Below are 19,972 nucleotides of genomic sequence, written 5' to 3'. Positions count from 1 at the left end.
CGCTACCGGTTCGCGCGGAGATCCCACGCCGCATCGCGAGCGACGCGTGCGAGCATCCGCTTGAGCGTGGCGAGGTCTTCCTCGCTCCAGGCGGCAAACGCCGACGCGAAGGTGCGCAGATTCGTCGCCATGATGCGTTCGCCGAGCTGACGACCCGCGGGGGTGAGGGCGATGAGCACGCCCCGGTCGTCGCCCGGTGCCGGCACGCGGACGACGAGGCCCTCGTCGGTCAGCCGGTGGGCGATCTTGGTGAGGTTCGCCCGACCGGTGCCGAGCATCAGCGCCAGATCGCTCGGCCTCATCGCGCCCCGGTACGACAGCTGGTTCACGACGAGGAACATCGCCATGTCGTCGACCGGAAAGTCGATCGCGTCCATGAGGCGCCGACGAACCTCGTAGCTGTCGGCCCAGTGCACGATCGACGAAAGCGAAACGCGCAGATCGAGCGGGTCGGCGTCGATCACGGGTGACAGGTCCGGTGCGTGGCCCGTGTCCAAGCGGTCCTGACTCTCTTGTGCCACTGTCGGCCGCCCTTTCAGTTCTGCTCGTCGACGCATCCGGCCTACTCCGACGCGGCCTCCCGAATCACCCTGACCGGTCCGAGCAGTCCGTAGTCATGCACCTCGGTCTGCTGGGTGCGCCCGCTCTCGCTGTCGAAGATCGTCATCGCGATGTCGGGGATGCGGTCGTAGTAGCCGCGGGCGAGAAGCCGGTTGTTGAGCGAGCTCGACACCCGAACGGTCACCGTATTCTCTCCAGTGCGAACGTCCCCGGTGATGTCGACGCGCGGGTGGGAGGTGTCGAAGCCCCGAGCGTCGCCGCCGTTCAGCGTCACTGAGCCGAGGCCGCCGGAGGTCGAGCCGAGCTCGAGAACGTAACGCGCGCCATCCTGAAGCTCGTCGTCGATGGTGAAGGATGCGCGGTACTCGCCGACCCCCGACACCTCGGGACCGACCTCCGGGATGTCTTTCCACGGTCGGAGCGTGCCGGTGCCCGCCTCGAGGCGGGTGATCGCCGTGGTCGGGCGCACCTCGCGCGTCACGTAGCCGAGACCGCGATCCTCGGTGATGAGCCGGGGCTCGCCGGCATCCCAGCTCTCGACGGCGATCGTCCATTCCGGGAGCTCGGCGACGGTCTCACGGTGGGCCTGTGCGGCTTGCGTGGCCCGCGGGTCGGGCTCCGGAGTCGCCGCGCGATCGAACGTGAGCGCCGCGGTCTCGCCGGGAGCGAGGCTGACGGTCACGAGTGTTCTGTCACCCTCCTGACGTACGCCACCGTCGTGCGGCCTGATCGCGCCCGACCAGGCCTCGACGCTGTGTACCTGGCCCGCACCGGCCAGAGCGATCTCGACTTCCGTCGGCTCGCCCGTCTCGTAGAGAAAGTTGTAGACGTACAGGTGCAGCCGGTCGCCGTCCTCGCGCAGGTGGGTGAGCACGGTGCGGTTCTCCGAGACGAACTCGGCGCGACCGACCACCCCCAGGGCTCGAAGCGCCTCGACGGTGTCCGCCGGATCGTCGACGGAGGTGACCGTCGGCAGGGTGAGCAACTCGGCCATGATCTCCGCGAGTTCCCCGTCGCGTCCGTCGAGGCCGGGGGTGTTCGTGGCCGCGCGATCGTGTGTCGTGTACTGGCCGGCCATCAGGAACTTGAGCTCGCGGGCGCCGTTCACCACCAGCACCTTGAGGCCGTTGCGGGCCCATGCCAATACCTGGGCCGCGGCATCCGGATCCAGAGTGCTCTGGTAGACGATGAGCGCCTGGTAGCCGGGGCCATCGGGCTGCACGAGCCCGTCGGCGAACGACACCTCGTCTCGCAGCAGCAGCGAACCGTCGAAGAACTCGTACGTCCAGCCGGCGTCCTGCATGCCCAGGTCTTGCCACCAGTGGTTCTCGCGGTTGCGCATCCAGAGTCGTCCGTACGCCTCTTCGTCGGGGATGCGGTTGCCCTGCTCGTCGGTGAACACGAGCCCCGACATGTTGTCGGTGAAGTGGTCGGTGCGCAGGATGCCGACGTCGATGCGCGGCCGTCCCTGGCGCAGCAGGAACTGGTAGCGGCCGATGGCGTCGTTCCAGAGCGGATAGAACTCGGCCGCGGGCTGGCGGGTGTCGAACCGCTCGGAGAACATGGGCCACATGCCTTCGTGACCGGGCCATTCGGTGACGCCTTCGGCCCCGGCCGGGCTCGCCCAGCCGTGCAGCACCGTCTTCGTGATGCCTGCCGCGAGTTGTGTCGCGATGATCTGGTCGTAGAAGCGGTGGTCCAGGATGTGGTTGCGCGTCGTCGCGCCGGTCTCGGAGGAGTACTGCTTGCCGAAGAGGTGCGCCGGGCCGGCCAGCAACCGGTATGCGTCGATCTGGGAGGCGAACTCGAGGGACTCGGTCTCGATGCCGTCGACCTCGGGTCCGGGGCGGGTGAGCTCGAAGGGCAGGCCGTAGCTGATCTCGGAGCGCAGCGTCAGACCGTTCTCGTGCAGGAACGTCGCGAACGGTCGGAGCATGTTCTCGATGTACAGATCGGTGAGCGTGCGCACGTAGTCGAAGCGCACCTTCTCGACCGTGACCGTCTGAGCTTCGAGCGGCTCGTTGTCGTAGGTCGTGCCGACGGCCATCATCAGCACTTTGCGGGTCAGGAAGGGCAGCCAGCGGGTGATGTCGTACCCGCGGCGTTCGCGGAACTCCCGGGCGACCGTGCGACCCCAGAACAGGCCGCCGGCGCCGAACGTCGACAGTTCGAGCGAGTCCATGTACATCTGCGCTCGCGGGTTCTTCGCGATCTGCTCGCGCAGGCCCGGGGTGAGCACGACGGAGTCCCAGTACGCCGTCAGCGCCTCGGTGCCGTCGGGGTCGAGGTAGTTGATCGTGTAGTTCACGGAGGCGGAGGGCGATGCGGTCTGGCCGGTGCCGTGCATCCAGTAGCTGAAGAGTCGCCAGGTGCCGTCGGGGGCCGTCCAGTCGAGGTTCTCGCCGCTCACACGGTCGGTGAGGTCGATGACGGAGTCGACGTCGAGGATGGCGCCTGTCGCGGTCGGCTCGACGACGCGGACCGCGACGGCGGCGACGAAGTGCTGGTCGTGGATCTCGCCGCGGTGACCCGGGAGGATGGCGGCCGCGATCGGTGCGCCGAAATCGATCCGCGGCAGCGCTCCGGTGCGGGAGGACCCGCCGGTGAGCTCCTCGCTGACCACATCGAGCTCTTGGGAGGCCGCCGGATGGTCCGGATCGATCGTAGGAAGATTCGCGTTCGACCAGTTCGTTCCGGAGGTGAAGCTCACCGACATCCCGCGCTTGGTCGTCTCGTCGACCACGATCTGCGAGTCGTGCACCCACTCCTCCGCGCCCCAGCCGTAGCGGGCGTGATCGATGTCGCCCTCATCCATGGCGAGGAACTCCATGCCACCGAATCCGAGACGTGCCGCGGTATCGATCTCGAAGCGCAGGGTCTCATCCGTGTGAAGTCCCTCGGCCAGCCACCACCGCAGTTCGGGGCGGTACTCGATGGGCGGGTTCTTGATCGGGCCGATGAGGTCGTCCATCGTCATGGGGGAGTTCTCCTTTGAACGCGGTGAGCGGTGACCATGTCTCCAGGACACAGAATAGTGTCCACAGGACACTATTTCCAGCCTTCTGCCGGAATTTCATTGAACTATCTGGTTCAGTGTTGTAAGGTGAACCTTATGGTTCACCAAGAGGTTCTCGACCGGGCGTTCGCCGCCCTCTCGGACTCCACTCGTCGCCAGATCCTCACGCGACTCGGTGAGGGGCCCGCCACCATCGGCGAGCTCGCCGAGCCCGCGGGCATGACGCTGACCGGCCTCAAGAAGCACGTGCAGGTGCTGGAGGACGCCGGGCTCGTCACGACCGAGAAGGTCGGACGCTCGCGGCTGTGCCGACTCGGCACCGAGCGATTGGACGACGCCATGGCATGGATCAGCTTCTATCAGCGGGTCTGGGAGCGCCGCCTCGACGGCCTCGACGCCTACTTCACTCTCCAGAAAGGAAGCCCGGAATGACCGACGACACCACGAGCCAGGATGCGCCCACCATCGAGATGAGGATGAGCAGGCTCATCCCTGCCACGCCCGATGACGTGTTCGACGCGTACACCGATGCTGAGAAACAGAAGATCTGGTTCAGCATCCTCGACGAGAAGCCCGGCATCGTCGAGATCACCACAGACCTGAGGGTCGGCGGCCAGCAGACGGCCGTCTGGGGTCCCGATGAGAACTCGCTGTTCCGCGAGACGCAGACCTTCATCGAGATCGACCGACCCAACCGGCTCGTCACCGAGTCCACCGGCTCCGGCCCCGACGGCATGACGATGGCGACTCGCGTCGAGATGACGTTCGAGGCGCAGGGGGATGGGACACTCGTGACGGTCGTCCAATCCGGCTTCCCCGTTCCCGAGGTACGGGACTTCTTCGAGGGCGTCGTATGGGTCGGGGCGTTCGACCGCATCGAAGCCTTCCTCAAGGGGCAGCACGAGGGCGCAGCAGTCTGAGGGTCGGGGCAGGAACGGTTCCGAGCGGCGGTCAGGCGAAGTACTGGCCGCCGTTCACGGCGATCCGCTCTCCGGTGATGAACGCCGCGTCGTCGGATGCGAGAAACGCGACGATCGCGGCGACATCGTCGGGCACACCCATCCGTTGAACCGGCTGGCGGAGCTGCCAGGCCGCCTCGACCTCGGGCTCCAGCACGCCGTGACGCTCCACCGGGATCCACCCGGGTGCCACGAGGTTGACCGTGATCCCGTACTTGCCGAGCTCCTGCGCCCAACCGCGGGTGAGACCGAGCATGGCCCCCTTCGCCGCCATGTACGCCGACCATCCGGGATCACCGCGCTCGAAAAGGTCCGAGCCGATGTGGATGATGCGTCCACCGCCGAGGTCCTTCATCCCAGGGAGCACCGCCTTCGTCAACAGCAGGGGACTCTTGGCGAAGAATTCGAGATGGTGCAGGATGTCGGCCCAGTCGAGCTCTTCGACCGGGATCTCCGGTTGCGGTCCGGATGCGTTGGCGACGACCGTGGAGACCGGGCCGAGGGATGCAGCGACCCGGGCGACCAGGTCGGCGACCGCATCCTCGTCGGTCACGTCGGCTCCGAACGGCAGCGCCGTGCCGCCCGCATCCGCGATCCGGCGGGCGACGGGAGCGGCGGACGACTCCGTCAGATCGTTCACGGCGACCGACCACCCGTCGGCCGCCAGGCGCTGGGCGATGGTCGCGCCGAGGCCCCGGCCCGCTCCAGTGACGAGTGCGACTCTCGATGACATGGTCACCACCATAGTGAGCGCGCGTGCGACGCCGTGTGTCCGACAGGGCAGCGGCCGACCGGCCTCAGGTTCTACAGTCTCTTCATGTCTGAAGTTGCGGGAGACCAGGATTTCGAAACCCGGCAGATCCACGCCGGTGCGGTGATCGACGCGCAGACGAAGGCGCGCGTGACCCCGATCTACCAGACGGCCGGATACGTCTTCTCCGACTTCGACGACGGTGAGGACCGCTTCGCCGGACGCAGCGGCTTCCGCGCATACTCGCGCAACGAGAACCCGACGAACGCCGTCGCCGGGCAGCGGCTCGCGAACCTGGAGGGCGGAGTCGACGGGATCGTCGTGAGCAGCGGGCAGGCGGCGATCGCGGCGGCGCTGTTCACGCTCGCCCAAGCGGGGGACCACATCCTGGCCACGCGATCGCTGTACGAGGGCACTCGCGAGATGTTCCGCGGGGCTCTGCGGCGTCAGGGACTGCAGGTCGAGTACGTTCCGGATGACGCGGACGAGTCCGAGTGGGCGTCGCGCGTCACCGAGCGCACACGGGCGATCTACACGGAGACGATCCCCAATCCGCTCAACCAGGTCGTCGACCTCGAGCGGCTGGCCGGTATCGCGCATGCCGCCGGTGTTCCGCTCGTGGTCGACAGCACGGTCGCGACCCCCTACCTGTGCCGGCCGATCGAGTGGGGCGCCGACATCGTCATCCATTCGACGTCGAAGTGGCTGGCCGGCCACGGCTCCGTCATCGGCGGGGCGATCATCGACGGCGGCGGCTTCGACTGGGCCGCGAACGGCGACAGGTTTCCGCACCTGGTCGAATCGCCGCGTCCAGGCGTCCCGTCGTTCGTGGACAGGTTCGGCGTGTCGGCCTATCTCGGCTATCTGCGCACGGTGACCGTGCTGGAGTACGGGCCGACGGTGCCGCCGACCAGCACTTTTCTGCTGCTGCACGGGATCGAGACCCTGTCGCTGCGGATGGACAAGCACGTCGCGAACGCGCTCGAGGTCGCGGAATGGCTGGCGGAGCAGCCCGAGGTGACCGCCGTGTCGTACCCGGGCCTGCCATCCGACCCGTTCCACACGCGCGCGCAGCGCTATCTCCCGCGCGGCGCGGGCGCCGTCGTCACGATCGACCTGGCCGGCGGACGGGCAGCCGCGCGCCGCTTCATCGACGCCCTCGAACTCATCAGCCCCATGACGCACATCGGGGATGTGCGCACCCTCGCGATCCACCTCGGCAGCACGATCCATGCGAAGCTCAGCGAGGAGGAACGGCTCGAGGCGGGGATCACACCCGGGCTCATCCGGCTCTCCATCGGTCTCGAGAGCGCGCGGGATATCGTCGTCGACCTGGCGCGAGGGCTCCGCGCGGCGGCAGGCTAGCGCGGAGTCACGTTATAGCGCAGGGGCCGGCTCGAGTTCGGCAGGCACCCGCTGCTCTGACGCCTCGGGATGCGCGACCGCCGCGATCCGGCGGACCGCTTCGCCGATCGTCGCCGGGTCGCAGGCGATGTTCATCCGGGCGAATCCTCGACCGCCGGTGCCGAACGACGGCCCGGAGTTCAGAGCGACCCGCGCTCGGGTCAGGAGTTCGGCGGCGGGATCGTCGCCCAGCCCCAGGGCCCGCAGGTCGAGCCAGACCAGGTAGCCCGCATCCGGTTGCACGACACGGACCTCGGGGAGATGGATGCTCAGCTCGTGCACGAGCAGGCGGTAGTTGTCGGTGATGTGGTCGATCGTGTCGTTCAGCCACGCCTGACAGGAAAAGGCGGCGATGTTCGCGTGCAGCCCGATGATGCTGGTGCGCGCGGCGAGCTCTTCGGGGAACCGGGCCAGGAGCTCGGCCGTGGCCTCGTCGTTCGCGACCGCGACGGCGCACTTCAGGGCGGCGAGATTCCAGCCCTTGCTGGCCGAGGTCACGGTCACCGAGCGGGCGCCGGTCTCGTGAGCGATGACACCGAAGGGCACGAACGGGGACCCGGGATGCGCGAGCGGTGCGTGAACCTCATCGCTCACCACGAGCACGTCGTAGCGCGCTGCCAGCCGTGCGAGACCCTCCAGGCTCTCGCGACGGTGCGAGCGCCCCGTGGGATTGTGCGGGTTGCAGAGCAGGATCGCGTCGACCCCGGATGCGAACGCCGCCTCGATCGCGGGCAGGTCGAGCGACCAGTCGACCTCGGCGCGAAGCGGGACATCGATCGCCTCGGCGTGCGCCTCCCCGACCATCTCGTAGAACGGGGCGTAGACGGGCGGGGTCAGCACGACCCTGCCGCCCTGGTTCGGCAGGGCCAAACGGAGCGTCTCGAGCACGCCGACAGTGACGTCGGTTGCGAGGTGCACGCGCGACTCATCGACCTGCCATGCCCAGGCGGTGAGCGCGAATTCCGCGAACGCGGCGGCGAGCGGGCCGGGCGAGTCGAGGTAACCCGTGTCAGATCGCAGCAGGTGATCGATGGCCGTCTGAGCTATCGGGGGCGCGATCTCGAAATCCATCTCGGCGACCGACATCGGCAGCACATCCGCGGGGAAGCGGTGCCACTTGATGCTGGTTCTGCGCGCCCGCAAATCTGCGAGGGGGCGTGCTTGGATGCCGGTCATGCGACAACCCTCTCTCCGGAAGGCCGTCACCGCCACTCATGTGTCGAAGTATGAAACGCGGTCAGGGCAGAACCGAGTCCACCTTGGCTCGCGCGACCTTGGCCGGCGTGAGGTCCGCGTACTGCGGGAGGGCTCCATCGAGCACGGGTACGTCCAGCAGATCGCCCGTCTCACCGTCGGCCGTGAAGTAGACAGGGAAGAGGCTCCCCGGCTGGGAGTCGAGGCCGGTGAAGATGATGACCTGATTCTCCGGCACTCCCACGACGACGGGGTCGCCCGGCGGCACGGAGACGCTGTGGTGCTGCGTCGCTCCGTCCCCCTTCGAGACCTCGATGGTGCGCGTGTCGTTCCCCGAGTTGACGAACGTCACGACCAGGTTGCCCGTCTTGCCGTTCGAGGTGACGAGCACGGCATTCCCGACGGTGACATCCCCGACTGCTCCGTTGGCGCCGTCGGCGACGTCTTTGATGTTCTCGGTCTCCTGGGGTGCGAAGAGATCGCATCCCGTGAGCCCGGTCAGAACGGCGGCGCCCAGGAGCAGGGAGCCGAGGGATGCGAGTGTTCGGCGTTTCATGAGGCGGCCCTCGTTTCGGTTTCGATCTCGGTGACGTCGGGTTGTTCCCGGCGCCGGAAGTGGCGGAGCACCAGCACGAGGAACGTCACACCCACGATGGCGACGAGCGCCAGCCCGACGACATAGAACGTGGTCGTCAGCGCCTCGAGTGTGCGTTGTGTCTGCGTGGTGAGAAAACCGCTCCTCAGTTCGTCGAGCGCTCCGCCGGTGAGCAGTACAGCGAGCACAGACGCGATGCCGCTCATCGAATCCCAGAGGGCGTGCAGGAGCGAGCCGCCGATGTAGGCGACCGGGATCCACCATGACCAGCGGTACCGTGACCCGCCACGGGCTGCGCCGAAGATCACAGCGCCGAGGATGGCCGTCCAGAGCACGTGCGCGACCGGAGCGGTGAGCGAGCGGATCACCTCGGTCTGCAAAAGGGAGACGAGGTCGATGCCCTGCGAGGAGAGCGCGGCGTTGAACGCGTACCCCGCCGACTCGAACGCTGCGAACCCGGCGCCGACCGTGGCGCCGAGGAGAGCGCCCTGTGCGGCGGTCTTGGGCACGACCCGCCAGCCGATGACGACGAGCACGACTCCTTTGACGAACTCCTCGATCAGTCCGACAGCGACATAGAGCACGGGTGTCGCTCCCAGATTCGCCTCGAGCAGGGACGCTCCGAGCACACCGAAGATCCCACCGACGAAGAAAGCCAGGACGAGCTGGAGCATGCTGATGTTGCCCGTCACGCGCTCCACGACGAAGAGGACGACGCAGAACGGCACGAGGAAGCTGCCCAGCAGGATCAGCGTCGGGATGAGATTCGAGTTGAGCGTCAGCCCCGTGACGAAGATGGTGACGACCCACAACGCCAGCCCCACGAGAAGCGACTTCCACCACCAGCCGTGATGGTGGTGCCGCGTGCTCAGGTGCCCCCTGATCGGCGGCGCCGGGTCGGCCGGTGAGTCGAAGGCTGTCATGGCGTCGACCGATCGCCGTCAGTCGAAGAGCGGCAGCACGTGAATCGGTATCGCGAACGACAACGCGACCGCGACGATGCCCGAGAAGAAGACCAGCGCCTGCCACGCAGGCAGTTCGACGGCTATCCCCATCAAGAGGAGGCCACCGAGGAAGAGCACGAACGAGATGATCAGAGCGATGCCGGTTTTCATACTTGCCTCCTGGGTCCCGAAGTTACTCCCCGGTTCGCGGCGGCGGCAAGAGTTCGGGCCCGAGCAAGCGGCCCGACCTGCGAGACTTGGGCCCACAATGGTGTGAGAGGAGAGTGCGTGTCCACCTTCGATACGACGGATGCGTTCCCGGGCGACGGCCGCCAGGAGACGGCCAACGAGCGGTACGACCGCAACTGGAGCGAGCTGCTGCAGGAGTTCCGCGTGCTGCAGACCGGCACCCAGATTCTGGCCGCGTTTCTTCTCACGCTCCCGTTTCAGCAGCGGTTCAAGGAGCTCTCGGCGTTCGATGTCGCCGTCTATCTGACTCTCGTCGTCATCGCCGTGGTCGTGACCCTTCTCGCTTTGTCGCCTGTCGCTCTGCACCGGCTGTTGTTTCGTCGCGGCGCGAAAGAACAGCTGGTCCGATTCGGGAACAGAATCCTGATGTCCTGCCTGGGAGCGAGTTCGCTCCTTTTCACCGGGATCGTGCTTTTCATCTTCGACTTCCTGATCGGCCCGCCGGCCGGTGTGGTCGCCGGCGCGATCGTGTTCGTGTTCGTCATGGTGCTGTGGATCGTGGTTCCGATCACGATGCGTCGCCGGAGGCCGCCAGTCGCTCGGAGCTCTCGTACCGCGCGAGAGTAGGGAGCCAGACAGGCGAACCTGGGAAGTCAAGCCCTGGTCGGGCCCTGTCTCGATACGTAGTGTCGAAGAACAGCCCGATGGAGGTTCCCATGACACTGCAGATACCCGCGCGAGCGCGCCGCACGTCGCATCAGGTCGATGAGAACAGGGTGGCGGCGTTCCGTCGGCAGACCCACATCGGCACCCACAATTCGATGCCGCCGTGCTACATCGTGCACGCGCTGGGTCGTGAGTTCCTCGTCTCAGACGAGATGGCTCAGATCTTCCTCCGCCAGGTGGAGCGAGTCCTCGGCGCCGACGAATCCTCGCTCGTGATCCTCCGTCACGACCAGGGCTTGGAGCTATTGCTGGTGACCGACGACAACTCCTTCTCGATCCGCCAGGTCCCGGCCGGCGTTCGTCGCGCGTAGAGCATCCGCTGAGGCAGCGGAGGGATTGACAAGCCCGGCTCGTTCGATAGCTTTGTGGCATAACCGGATGGCAGGTCGTACCGAGAGTTTGGACTCGAACCGCGAAAGTCGGTCGGCGCAAACTGCAGGCCCGGTGAAAGCGGCGGCCGGATTCCCCCGTCCGGCCGCCGCGCCCAGAAGCGCAGCCGGACGCGAAGTCGAAGCCCTAGTTCCGGACGCCTGATCATGCTTGCCAGCGGATCGGTCGGGTGGCGAAGCCCGCGGTTCGGCAGTCTGGAAGCATGACTTCGGACACTGCTTCGCTCGCGGCCGTGAGCGCACCCGTTCGCCGCTCCTCGTGGGGCGGCGTCGTCGCCCTGATGATCGGCGTCTTCGCGCTCGTCACGAGCGAGTTCCTTCCGGCGAGTCTCCTGTCGCCGATCGCGTCGGGGCTCGGTGTCAGCGAGGGAGTCGCCGGTCAGGCTGTGACGGCGACCGCGCTCATCGGAACGATCGCCGGTCCCACTGTTGGGCTCCTGTTCCCGCACCTGGATCGTCGCACGCTGCTCGTCGGACTCGCTCTGCTCGCTGCTGTGTCGAACCTGCTGGTGGCGGTCGCGCCGGAGTTCTGGCTGCTGCTCATCGCACGGATGCTGCTGGGAGTCGCCATCGCCGGCTTCTGGTCGATGGCGGTCGCCGTCGCAGCGCAGCTGGTGGCGCCGGAGCACCTCGGTCGGGCGATGATGATCGTGAACACCGGCGTCTCTCTGGCGACGATCGTCGCCGTGCCGCTCGGCGCGTTCCTCGGCGCGCTGTGGGACTGGCGGGCCGTGTTCGTGCTCGTGGCGGTCGTCTCGGTGTTGGCGGCGGGCGTGCAGCTGATACTGCTCCCGTCGGTCGCGGCGGCGACGGGATCCGGCGTGCGGACCCTGCTCGCGGCGCTCCGGTCGCCCGTGATGATCGTGGGTCTGGTCGGTATCGCCCTGCTCGCCGGTGGGCACTTCGCCGGATTCACATACATCCGGCTCGGCTCGGCTGACATCCCGGGCCTCTCGGCGGGCGGTCTCGCCGTGCTGCTCGCGGCATACGGGATCGGCGGGTTCGTCGGGAACATCGTCGCGGGCATCGTGGCCGATCGGCGGCTGCGGCTGGCGCTCGTGGTGATGCCGGCCATCCTCGGGGTCGCGGTGACCCTGTTCGCGTTGCTGCCGAACGTCGTACCGCTCGCCTTCGCGTCGGTGGTGCTCTGGGGCTTCGCGTTCGGTGGAGTGCCGACGCTGGTTCAGACCTGGGCGGCGCGCGTTGAGCCGGACAGGATGGAGGCCGCCGGCGGGCTCGTCGTCGCCGCTTTCCAGATCGCGATCGCGCTTGGGGCGGCGGCCGGCGGCGCCCTCGTCGACGGTGCCGGGGTCAAGGATGCGCTGGTCGCGGGCGGGATCGCCGCGATCCTCGGCGGCGTGCTGCTGGGGTCGGCGCGGCGACGGGGCACCGCAACCGAGCTCTAGTCGGCAGTCGCCAGCCGGCAGTCGCTAGTCGTTCGCGACCGCGACGGCGTCGGCCCGTCGCCAGGTCGCGGGACTCGTACCCGCGTACCGCCGGAACGCACGGCTGAAGGCCGCGTCGGATCCGTAGCCCAACCGCTGCGCCGCCTCCGCGACGCTCACCTGCTCGACGCGCAGCAACTGCTTCGCCTGCTCCATCCGCAGCGTGGTCAGGAAGCGCGTCGGGGAGTCACCGACGAGCGCGCGGAAACGTTCCGCGAACACCGATCGGGATGCGCGGGCCACGCGAGCAAGGCTCTCGACCGTCCAGGGGTTGCCCGGGTCGTCGGTCATCGCCGCGATGGCCCGAGCGATGTGCGGGTCGCTCACGCTGACGAGCCACTGGTCGGGCGCGCATCCGTTCTCCACCCAGGAGCGCACGGCCGCCGATGCGATGACCGTGGCGATCCGGCTTGCCATCACGGTGGCCCCGGAGCGCGATCCACCGAACTCCTGCGAGAGACCTTCGATGAGGGAGGCGAGGTACGGCTCGCGCACGACGAAACCGCAGGCGACCAGCACATCCGGAAGCGCATGGACGAGCGGATGCCCCGCCGTGTTCGTCAGCTCGAGCTCGCCCGAGGCGACCACGCTGTCTTCGGAGGCGCGGAGGTGGTGACCGCCGACCCGCGAGAGCAGCAGGAAGTCCCCGGCAGCGAGCAGAACCGGCGTCGCCGTTCCTGTCACCTCGACGGATCCTGACACCACGAAGTGGAAGCGCACCCTCCCGGCCGCCACGGGCATCCGGTGCCCGGAGGCAAGGCCGGTGCGGGTGAAGTCGAGCAGCGTCCATTCGAGCTGAGCGAGCGCGCGTTCGAGTTCGTCCACATCGGCGGCTCGCGCTCCCGGGACCATCTCGACCGTGCTCATGGAAGACCGAACCATCCGATCGCAGCGCTCATTCCCGAGCGAGGCACTCGTCGACGACATCGAGCAGGGGCCGCTTTGCCAGGATACGAAAATGGCCTCCCACAGGCAGGCGCACGTTGCGCGCTCCGACGAGCTCACTGCCGCCCGGGATGTGCGGGTCGAACCACCCATACACCGACACGATCCGCGCGTTGGCGTCTCGCTCGGCGTCGAGTCGGAGCAGCGCTGCATCAGTGGGCGAGAGTGCGCGCACGCTGGGCACGGGGAAGTATCGGGCGTACGCAGAGCCACCGAACGGTGTGCTCACCGCCACCGTGAGCCGGATTCGGCGCGCGCCCTGCGGCGTCGCCATGACGAGCTTGGCGATCAGGCCACCCTTGCTGTGGGCGATGATCGTCACGTCGTGCAGATCATGCTCGACCAGGTAGGAAGAGACGGCGTCGGCTCCCTCGGCGAGGATCTGTCGTTGTGGCCGAGGGCGGCGATGACGTGCACGGGACGGCCGGCGGCGTGCACGTGGCGGGCGAGCGGCAGCAGAAAACGCCAGGGCTCGAAGATTCCCGGGATCAACACGACCGGCGCAAGCGGGCCCGAGCCCGTGATGAATGCATCCGGACGCTCGCGGCTGAAGACGGCACGCACTTGGTAGCGGACGGCATACAGGTAGTCGAGCGCCCAGATTCCGAGTCTGCGGGCCACCTTCATGACTGATTCCTACACCGGCGGTGGCCCGCGTGTCACGTGCTGCAGCGAGTGAATAAATTCGAGGCCTTCGTTGTTATTGAGAACAGGTATCAATACGGGAGGTCGTCATGAAGGTCCGCAACTCTTTGAGCTCGCTCAAGCAGATGCCCGGAGCGCAGATCGTGCGCCGTCGGGGTCGTACATTCGTCATCAACAAGAAGAACCCGCGTATGAAGGCCCGCCAGGGCTGAGCGGGACGAGGGCGCGAAGCTGTCAGGCTTCGCGCCCTCTCTGTCTGCGTGGCTCTGCTACTTCTGAGCGCTCGACGGGCGAGTGCGCCCGCGTGCCACATCCCGAGCCTCCGCCACAGCCGCCTGCAGCGTCGCGATGTCGTATGCGCCGTAGTGCCGACGGCCGTTGATGAAGAACGTGGGGGTTCCGGATGCTCCGCTCAGGTCGGCCGACTCGAGGTCGTCGGTGACCCGCTGGGTGTACACCGAGGTGTTGAGCTCCATGCGGAAGCGGCGGGAGTCGAGGCCGAGCTCGTCCGCGTAGTCGGTCAGCTCGTTCACCGTCAGGTTGTGCTGGCGCATGAGCATGAGGTCGTGCATCTCCCAGAACGAGCTCTGGGCTGCGGCCGCTTCTGACGCTTCGGCCGCCTGCTGAGCGTGCGGGTGCACCTCCGAGATCGGCAGGTGGCGCCAGACGAAACGGATGTCGACGTCCTCCATCAGCTCGCGCACGGCCGGTTCGGCCCGGCCGCAGTACGGGCACTGGAAGTCGCCATATTCGACGACGGTGACGGATGCGTTGCGAGGGCCGCGGATGTGGTCGCGGCGCATGTCGACGGGCCGCGCGAGATCGAGCAGCTCGTCGGGCTCGCCCAGGATGGCGCGGGCGCGCATCGCAGGTGGGAGCAGCGCCGTGATCTGGAACACCACCCACGTGAGGATCGAGGCGATCAGGGCCGCGGCGAGGATGCCGATCTTGGCCTGATCGAGCTGCTCGCCTTCGAAGGCCAAGCCCGCGATGAGCACGGCTACCGTGAATCCGACGCCCGCGATGGTGCCGCTGCCGGCGACGGCGGCCCAGCCGACCGGCGGCCGCACGGCCCCACGCGTGAACTTGGTGATCAGCCAGGATGCGCCCAGAACGGCGATCGGCTTGCCGATCACGTAGCCGAACAGGATGCCGAGGGTGATCGCCGATGTGAAAGCGGTCGCCAGGAAGGCGCCGTCGATGTGGATGCCCGCGTTGGCCAACGCGAACAGCGGAACGATGGCGAAGCTCGTCCACGGGTGAAACAGTTCCTGCAGGCGCTCGTTCGGCGACGTCGTGCTGACGATGGTGGTGACGACGGACTTCGCCGTTCGGGCGGTCGGCTGCTCGCGGAACTGGCGGAAGCGGACGCTCGTCTCCTGGAGCCGTTCGCGCTTGGGCGAGAATGCCGGTGCCGACAGGCCGATGGCGAGACCGGCGACCACGGGATCGACCCCGCTGAACAGGAGCGCGCCCCAGCAGATGACTCCGGCGACGACGTAGGCGAAGCCGGGAAGGAGCCCCACCGGTGCATGATCGGGATGGTCGCGAAGGCGAGCACGGCGATGAGGAGCGGCCAGAGCTGGATGTTCGTGCTGTACACGACGGCGATCACCAGCAGCGCGACGAGGTCGTCGACGATGAACACGGTGAGCAGAAAGCCGCGCACGCGTTCGGGAAGGTGGCGGCCGACGAGCGTGAGCAGACCGAGGGCGAGGGCCGTATCCGTCGACATCGCGACTCCCCAGCCTTTCGCGCCCGGGCCGCCGAGGTTGACCAGCAGGAAGATCAGCACCGGGATGGCCATCCCGGTCAGGCCGGCGGTGAAGGGGATGAGGAACTGCTTGCGGTCGCGCAGGCTGCCGAGGTCGAGTTCGCGGCGGGCCTCGAGCCCGACGACGAGGAAGAAGAACGTCATCAGACCGCTGCTGACCCACTCGCGCAGGTTCATCGAGAGGTGCAGCCCGTTGAAGTCGAAGGAGATCGGGGCTTCCCAGAACGCTTCGTAGGTTCCGCCGGGAACGTTCGCCCAGATCAGCGCCGCGACGATGGCGGCGACCAGTACACCGGAGCTGCCGGATTCCGTGCGGAGGAAGCTCGTGACCTGTCCGGCGAAGCTGCCCGCCCAGGCGGTGCCGCCGGTGTGCGTGCTCGTGTCGGTCGTATCGGTCATCGCGGGTGCACCTCGTTCCTCCGTGCGAGTCAATACCTCGTTGGAACACTAGCCGCTAGGGGCCGTCGGTATTGCATGGATTCGCAGGCCCGTGACGTACTCTTCTTGAGTGGCTGCCCGGGCCGCACAGACTTCGATGGGGGACCATGACAACTGGGAGCGCCGCAACCCACAACCTCTCGCTCGAGCCTGCCTCCGAACCGGAAGGCGAGTTCGGACCGGCAGAAGGATTCGGTTCCGTTCCGAGGTCTTGGCCCAATACGCACAAGCGCCCCGATGTGGTGGTTCGCAAGGGTGTCGCGCGGCTCGTCAACGAGACCCTCACCCCGCACCAGGCGCTCGTGGCCGACCTGCTCTTCATCGGCGATGTGCTGAACGACGCAGGCATCGAGTTCCTGCTCGTGCGCGGCAACGACGAGCGTCCAGTGGTCGCCGTCGACCAGAGCCTCAAGGCGAAGCTGACGGATGTGCTGGCTCGCGCCTGCGAGGACGAGCCGATGTACTCGAAGACCATCGACAGCAAGGCTCGTCCGATGCTGGTGAACTCGGGGGAACTGTCCCCGAAACGCAAGGCGAGGATCTTCCGCCTCTACCGTCCGCGGATCGAGCCGATCGGTGGCCTCAGCTACGGCGCATCCACCGGCGTCGAGCTGCAGCTGTGGAGGTTCGGCGACGAGTTCATCGACTGTCCGGTCGAGAACTCGCTGACCCGGCGCCTGCTCCCGCGCTCCGAGGATGTGCGGACGACCGTCGAGCTCTACGGCCGCACCTGGAACACGTTGCGTGGCATGTTCGACCCGCACGCGTCCGACGTGCGCTTCGACATCGACATCGTCTTCTCCTGGGTCGACGGAGCCGACATCGAGTTCCAGCGCGCGCGGGCGAAACGGATGCGCAGCTACGTCGTCGGCGAAGGCGACGACTCCGAGGCCCGCTACCGCCAGATCGACGAGTTGAAGTACGCGCTGCGCTCGGTGTACCTGTTCGCGCCGTGGGTGCGAAAGATCTTCATCGTGACCGACTCGCCGCGTCCGGCTTGGCTCGACGAGCATCCGTCGGTGCAGGTCGTGCGGAGCGAGGAGTTCTTCACCGATCCTGAGGCCCTGCCGACCCACAACTCGCAGGCGGTCGAGAGCCAGCTGCAGCACATCGAGGGGCTCAGCGAGCACTTCCTCTACTCGAACGACGACATGTTCTTCGGCCGACCGGCTCAGCCGAACATGTTCTTCTCTCCCGGAGGCGTCACGAAGTTCATCGAGGCGCAGACGCGCATCGGACTCGGTGAGAGCGACCCGGGTCGCAGCGGGTTCGAGAACGCCGCGCGCGTGAACCGCAGCCTGCTGATGGAACGGTTCGACCGGCTCATCACCCGCCACCTCGAGCACGCGGCGGCGCCCTGCGAAAGAGCGTGCTGCTCGAATTGGAGAAGGAGTTCCCCGAGGACTTCGCGCGGACGCAGCGCAGTCAGTTCCGATCGGCGACCGACATCTCCGTGACCAACTCGCTGTATCACTACTACGCGCTCCTGACGGGGCGGGCGGTGCAGCAGGACAACGCCAAGGTGCGCTACGTCGACACCACGGCGCGAACGGCGCTCAACTCGTTGCCCGGGATGCTCAAAGACCGCGAGTACGACCTGTTCTGCCTGAACGACGGCAGCTTTCCGGAGGTCTCGGCCGAGGAACGAGCGTCGATCGTCGTCGACTTCTTGGAGCGGTATTACCCCATCCGTGCGCCGTGGGAGCGGCTTCCCGAGTCGGACTGACCGGGCGAATCCACAGCGTCAGACGGGGCGTCAGACGCCGGCGAGGATGTCGAGCGGCTCGGTGGGCGGGTGAATGCCGGTCACGGCTGGGCGTCTGCCGAAATCGGCCGGTGGCACCAGGATGTTCGACTCGCGCAGCAGCGCCGCCGACTCGCTCGCGGTCACCTGCTTGCCGACTGTCGGGTAGGTGCCGATCGGGACGACGGAGTGCAGAACCGTCGACCCGTACACGTGAACGAGGTTGAACGCCTGGGCGCCGTCGCGTCCACGCGTGCCGCCGACGGCGACGTTGAGGTCCTGCGTGTAGCAGGTGGCCGAGGCGACGGAGACGGGGATGCCCGCGAAGGTCGCGTTCGTCGAGTAGTGGAGGTGGCCCGCGATGATGCTGCGCACATCCGACCCCTCCAGCACCTCGCTCAAAGCCCACTGGTCGCGCAGTTCGACCGCTACGGCCAGATCGAGCACGCTCGGGACGGGCGGGTGGTGCATGGCGAGGATGGTTCCGTGCGGGGCAGGCGTGGCCAGCTCGGCGGCGAGCCAGTCCAGCTGTGCGCCAGTCACCTCGCCGTGATGCGCGCCCGGCACGGTCGAGTCGAGCGCGATGACGCGCAGACCGTTCACGTCGTACACGCGGTCGATGGTCTGCATCGACGGCGGAAGATCGAGCAGTTCGGAGCGGAACGCGGCCCTGTTGTCGTGGTTGCCCATGACCCAGATGATCTGGGCGCCCATCCGTGCCGCCGCGGGCTCCACGATCTGCCGCAGTTTCGCGTACGCCGCCGGGTCGCCCTTGTCGGCCAGATCGCCGGTCAGCACGATGGCCTCGGGATGCGCGCCCGCCGCCTCGAACTCGTCGAAGATCTGCCGCAGATGGGCATCCGCATCGACCGCGTCGTAGAGCAGTCCGTCTCCGGTGATGAGGTGGGTGTCGCTCAGATGGACCAGGAAATGGCTCGGCCGGGGGTACTCCGCGATTCGCGTGGCCTGCGCCTGCGTGCTCATACAGCACATACCAGCAGGCGAATCTGAACGCGGGGTGGACATGCGGCGGCGAGTTGGAACACGTCGAGCGAGCGCGCGACGCGACTCGGCGCGTCAGCGAGCGCGTGCGGTGCTGCTACGGGTCACGAGGCGCGTCGGCACGACGGTCGTCGTCGGCTCGCCCTGCCCGGACTCGATCTCCCGGATCAGGGTCTCGAGGCTCAGCCGGCCGACCACGTCGAAGTCCTGGTGCACGGTGGTGAGCGGCGGCCAGAACGAGTCGGACTCCGCCATGTCGTCGAAGCCGACCACGCTGACGTCGCCCGGGATGTCGCGGCCCGCCTCGTGCAGCGCGCGGATCACGCCGAGCGCCATCTGATCGTTGCTGGCGAAGACGGCCGTGATGTCGTCGCGTGCTGCGATCTCGCGGCCGAAGCGGTATCCGGATGCTGTCGACCAGTCGCCGCGCAGCACCGGCGGCACCTCGCGGCCCGCCTCTTCGAGTGTGCGCCGCCAGGACTCCTCACGCCGGGTGGCCGAGTACGACGCGGCCGGGCCGGCGATGTGCCAGACCGTCTCGTGTCCGAGGTCGAGCAGGTGCTGCGTCGCGAGTCTCGCGCCCTGGTTCTGGTCGGTGTCGAAGAGGGGATAGTCGGTGCGGGGTGTGGAGTCGATGACGACCACGGGCAGTCCCGGCGGGAGCTCCACATCCGACTCCTCGACGATGTGCGCCTCGAGAAGGATGACGATGCCGTCCACCGCCTGGTCGAGCAGCCGGGTGAACGCGTCGCTCACATCCCGCTGGGTCTTGTTCTCGACGGGGACGAGGGTGATCGAGTATCCGGCGGTCGCAGCCGCGGCAGCGATGGCGTCGAGGGTGCGCATGTTGCCGTACGACGACAGGGTGAACATCATCACCCCGATGCTGCGGAAGCTGCCGAGTCGGAGCGCCCGGGCCGCCTTGTTGGGCCGGTAGCCGAGCACCTGCATGGAGGCGAGCACGCGATCACGGGTGGCCGCCTCCACGTTGGACAGGCCGTTGGCGACACGCGAGACGGTCTGTGTGGAGACGCCCGCGTGGCTGGCAACGTCGCCCAGTGACGGGCCTCGTCGGGCTCGTGAGTTGCGCGGCGCTTCCGCGTCGATCGTCGACTCTGTCATCTCGTTCTGCTTTCGGACTTCTCGTGCTGCCACTCTGCTGCCACTGTGCTGCCACTGTGTCAGATCCAGGATCGGACTTGCGTCATGTTGACGTCAACATGCTATGGTACCCACACGATGTTCACGTAA

Annotated in this window: 20 protein-coding genes and 2 pseudogenes; 8 read left to right on the top strand and 14 right to left on the bottom strand. The window is 67.4% G+C overall.

Annotated features, from left to right (window positions below; genetic code table 11):
• Positions 1-2: 2 nt before the first annotated feature.
• A complete protein-coding gene (locus tag ACQ86A_RS16000; protein WP_431277951.1) occupies positions 3-497 on the bottom strand; it encodes a MarR family winged helix-turn-helix transcriptional regulator in 495 nt (164 codons plus the stop codon).
• 65 nt (positions 498-562) lie between these two features.
• Positions 563-3,538, bottom strand: a complete 2,976-nt coding sequence (locus ACQ86A_RS15995; RefSeq protein ID WP_431277950.1) for a glycosyl hydrolase — start codon at positions 3,536-3,538, stop codon at positions 563-565.
• 135 nt (positions 3,539-3,673) lie between these two features.
• Here ACQ86A_RS15995 and ACQ86A_RS15990 point away from each other — a divergent pair, with 135 nt between their 5' ends.
• Both ACQ86A_RS15990 and ACQ86A_RS15985 read left to right on the top strand, forming a co-directional pair.
• Complete coding sequence (locus ACQ86A_RS15990; protein WP_431277949.1) at positions 3,674-4,009, top strand: ArsR/SmtB family transcription factor; 336 nt, start codon at positions 3,674-3,676, stop codon at positions 4,007-4,009.
• Positions 4,006-4,497, top strand: a complete 492-nt coding sequence (locus tag ACQ86A_RS15985) for an SRPBCC family protein (protein WP_431277948.1) — start codon at positions 4,006-4,008, stop codon at positions 4,495-4,497. Before ACQ86A_RS15990 ends, ACQ86A_RS15985 begins: the two co-directional genes overlap by 4 nt.
• Before the next feature lie 31 nt (positions 4,498-4,528).
• Here the strand turns inward: ACQ86A_RS15985 and ACQ86A_RS15980 are convergent, their stop codons facing one another.
• Positions 4,529-5,269 (bottom strand): SDR family NAD(P)-dependent oxidoreductase, encoded by a 741-nt coding sequence (locus ACQ86A_RS15980; protein WP_431277947.1) that lies wholly within the window; start codon positions 5,267-5,269, stop codon positions 4,529-4,531.
• Between the two features lie 84 nt (positions 5,270-5,353).
• Between ACQ86A_RS15980 and ACQ86A_RS15975 the strand changes: the two genes are divergently transcribed.
• Positions 5,354-6,652, top strand: a complete 1,299-nt coding sequence (locus ACQ86A_RS15975) for an O-acetylhomoserine aminocarboxypropyltransferase/cysteine synthase family protein (protein ID WP_431277946.1) — start codon at positions 5,354-5,356, stop codon at positions 6,650-6,652.
• Between the two features lie 12 nt (positions 6,653-6,664).
• On the opposite strand, the gene ACQ86A_RS15970 is transcribed toward ACQ86A_RS15975, so the two are convergent.
• From ACQ86A_RS15970 to ACQ86A_RS15955, 4 genes are all read right to left on the bottom strand, one after another.
• Entirely contained in the window at positions 6,665-7,867 is a 1,203-nt protein-coding gene (locus ACQ86A_RS15970; protein ID WP_431277945.1) for a MalY/PatB family protein, read from the bottom strand.
• 61 nt (positions 7,868-7,928) lie between these two features.
• Positions 7,929-8,441 carry a hypothetical protein gene (locus ACQ86A_RS15965; protein ID WP_431277944.1) on the bottom strand — a complete coding sequence of 171 codons (513 nt, stop codon included), beginning with the start codon at positions 8,439-8,441 and terminating at the stop codon, positions 7,929-7,931.
• Positions 8,438-9,403 carry a PrsW family intramembrane metalloprotease gene (locus ACQ86A_RS15960; protein WP_431277943.1) on the bottom strand — a complete coding sequence of 322 codons (966 nt, stop codon included), beginning with the start codon at positions 9,401-9,403 and terminating at the stop codon, positions 8,438-8,440. Before ACQ86A_RS15960 ends, ACQ86A_RS15965 begins: the two co-directional genes overlap by 4 nt.
• 18 nt (positions 9,404-9,421) lie before the next feature.
• Positions 9,422-9,595: a hypothetical protein gene (locus ACQ86A_RS15955; RefSeq protein ID WP_431277942.1), complete on the bottom strand. Its 174-nt coding sequence runs from the start codon at positions 9,593-9,595 to the stop codon at positions 9,422-9,424.
• A 117-nt stretch (positions 9,596-9,712) separates the two neighbouring features.
• Here ACQ86A_RS15955 and ACQ86A_RS15950 point away from each other — a divergent pair, with 117 nt between their 5' ends.
• The 3 genes from ACQ86A_RS15950 to ACQ86A_RS15940 all read left to right on the top strand — a co-directional run bounded on the left by ACQ86A_RS15950 (position 9,713) and on the right by ACQ86A_RS15940 (position 12,134).
• The gene (locus ACQ86A_RS15950) at positions 9,713-10,240 is read left to right on the top strand and encodes a DUF6328 family protein (RefSeq protein ID WP_431277941.1); all 528 of its coding nucleotides are present in this window, start codon (positions 9,713-9,715) and stop codon (positions 10,238-10,240) included.
• An 89-nt stretch (positions 10,241-10,329) separates the two neighbouring features.
• Positions 10,330-10,650, top strand: a complete 321-nt coding sequence (locus ACQ86A_RS15945; protein WP_431277940.1) for a TetR family transcriptional regulator — start codon at positions 10,330-10,332, stop codon at positions 10,648-10,650.
• A gap of 281 nt (positions 10,651-10,931) precedes the next feature.
• A complete protein-coding gene (locus ACQ86A_RS15940) occupies positions 10,932-12,134 on the top strand; it encodes an MFS transporter (RefSeq protein ID WP_431277939.1) in 1,203 nt (400 codons plus the stop codon).
• A 24-nt stretch (positions 12,135-12,158) separates the two neighbouring features.
• Here the strand turns inward: ACQ86A_RS15940 and ACQ86A_RS15935 are convergent, their stop codons facing one another.
• The 3 genes from ACQ86A_RS15935 to ACQ86A_RS15925 are packed head-to-tail and all read right to left on the bottom strand — an operon-like array spanning position 12,159 to position 13,745.
• A complete protein-coding gene (locus ACQ86A_RS15935) occupies positions 12,159-13,040 on the bottom strand; it encodes a helix-turn-helix domain-containing protein (protein WP_431277938.1) in 882 nt (293 codons plus the stop codon).
• Between the two features lie 28 nt (positions 13,041-13,068).
• Entirely contained in the window at positions 13,069-13,440 is a 372-nt protein-coding gene (locus ACQ86A_RS15930; RefSeq protein WP_431277937.1) for a hypothetical protein, read from the bottom strand.
• Positions 13,437-13,745, bottom strand: a complete 309-nt coding sequence (locus ACQ86A_RS15925) for a hypothetical protein (RefSeq protein ID WP_431277936.1) — start codon at positions 13,743-13,745, stop codon at positions 13,437-13,439. Before ACQ86A_RS15925 ends, ACQ86A_RS15930 begins: the two co-directional genes overlap by 4 nt.
• 107 nt (positions 13,746-13,852) lie before the next feature.
• Here ACQ86A_RS15925 and ykgO point away from each other — a divergent pair, with 107 nt between their 5' ends.
• Positions 13,853-13,975 (top strand): type B 50S ribosomal protein L36, encoded by a 123-nt coding sequence (gene ykgO / locus ACQ86A_RS15920; RefSeq protein ID WP_431277935.1) that lies wholly within the window; start codon positions 13,853-13,855, stop codon positions 13,973-13,975.
• A 57-nt stretch (positions 13,976-14,032) separates the two neighbouring features.
• On the opposite strand, the gene ACQ86A_RS15915 is transcribed toward ykgO, so the two are convergent.
• Both ACQ86A_RS15915 and ACQ86A_RS15910 read right to left on the bottom strand, forming a co-directional pair.
• Entirely contained in the window at positions 14,033-15,289 is a 1,257-nt protein-coding gene (locus tag ACQ86A_RS15915; RefSeq protein WP_431277934.1) for a Na+/H+ antiporter NhaA, read from the bottom strand.
• A 53-nt stretch (positions 15,290-15,342) separates the two neighbouring features.
• A pseudogene (locus ACQ86A_RS15910) lies at positions 15,343-15,936 on the bottom strand (Na+/H+ antiporter NhaA); the annotation flags it as partial.
• 146 nt (positions 15,937-16,082) lie between these two features.
• Here ACQ86A_RS15910 and ACQ86A_RS15905 point away from each other — a divergent pair.
• Positions 16,083-17,701 (top strand): annotated as a pseudogene (locus ACQ86A_RS15905) (stealth family protein).
• A 30-nt stretch (positions 17,702-17,731) separates the two neighbouring features.
• Here ACQ86A_RS15905 and ACQ86A_RS15900 read toward each other — a convergent pair.
• The gene (locus ACQ86A_RS15900; RefSeq protein WP_431277933.1) at positions 17,732-18,703 is read right to left on the bottom strand and encodes a phosphodiesterase; all 972 of its coding nucleotides are present in this window, start codon (positions 18,701-18,703) and stop codon (positions 17,732-17,734) included.
• A gap of 93 nt (positions 18,704-18,796) precedes the next feature.
• Positions 18,797-19,843, bottom strand: a complete 1,047-nt coding sequence (locus ACQ86A_RS15895; RefSeq protein WP_431277932.1) for a LacI family DNA-binding transcriptional regulator — start codon at positions 19,841-19,843, stop codon at positions 18,797-18,799.
• Positions 19,844-19,972 lie beyond the last annotated feature (129 nt).

The organism is Leifsonia poae, from assembly GCF_050632195.1.
GTDB classification, from domain to species: Bacteria; Actinomycetota; Actinomycetes; order Actinomycetales; family Microbacteriaceae; genus Leifsonia; species Leifsonia poae_C.
Note: the sequence above shows the minus strand (reverse complement) of the source record. Positions and strands in the feature narration are given on the sequence as shown.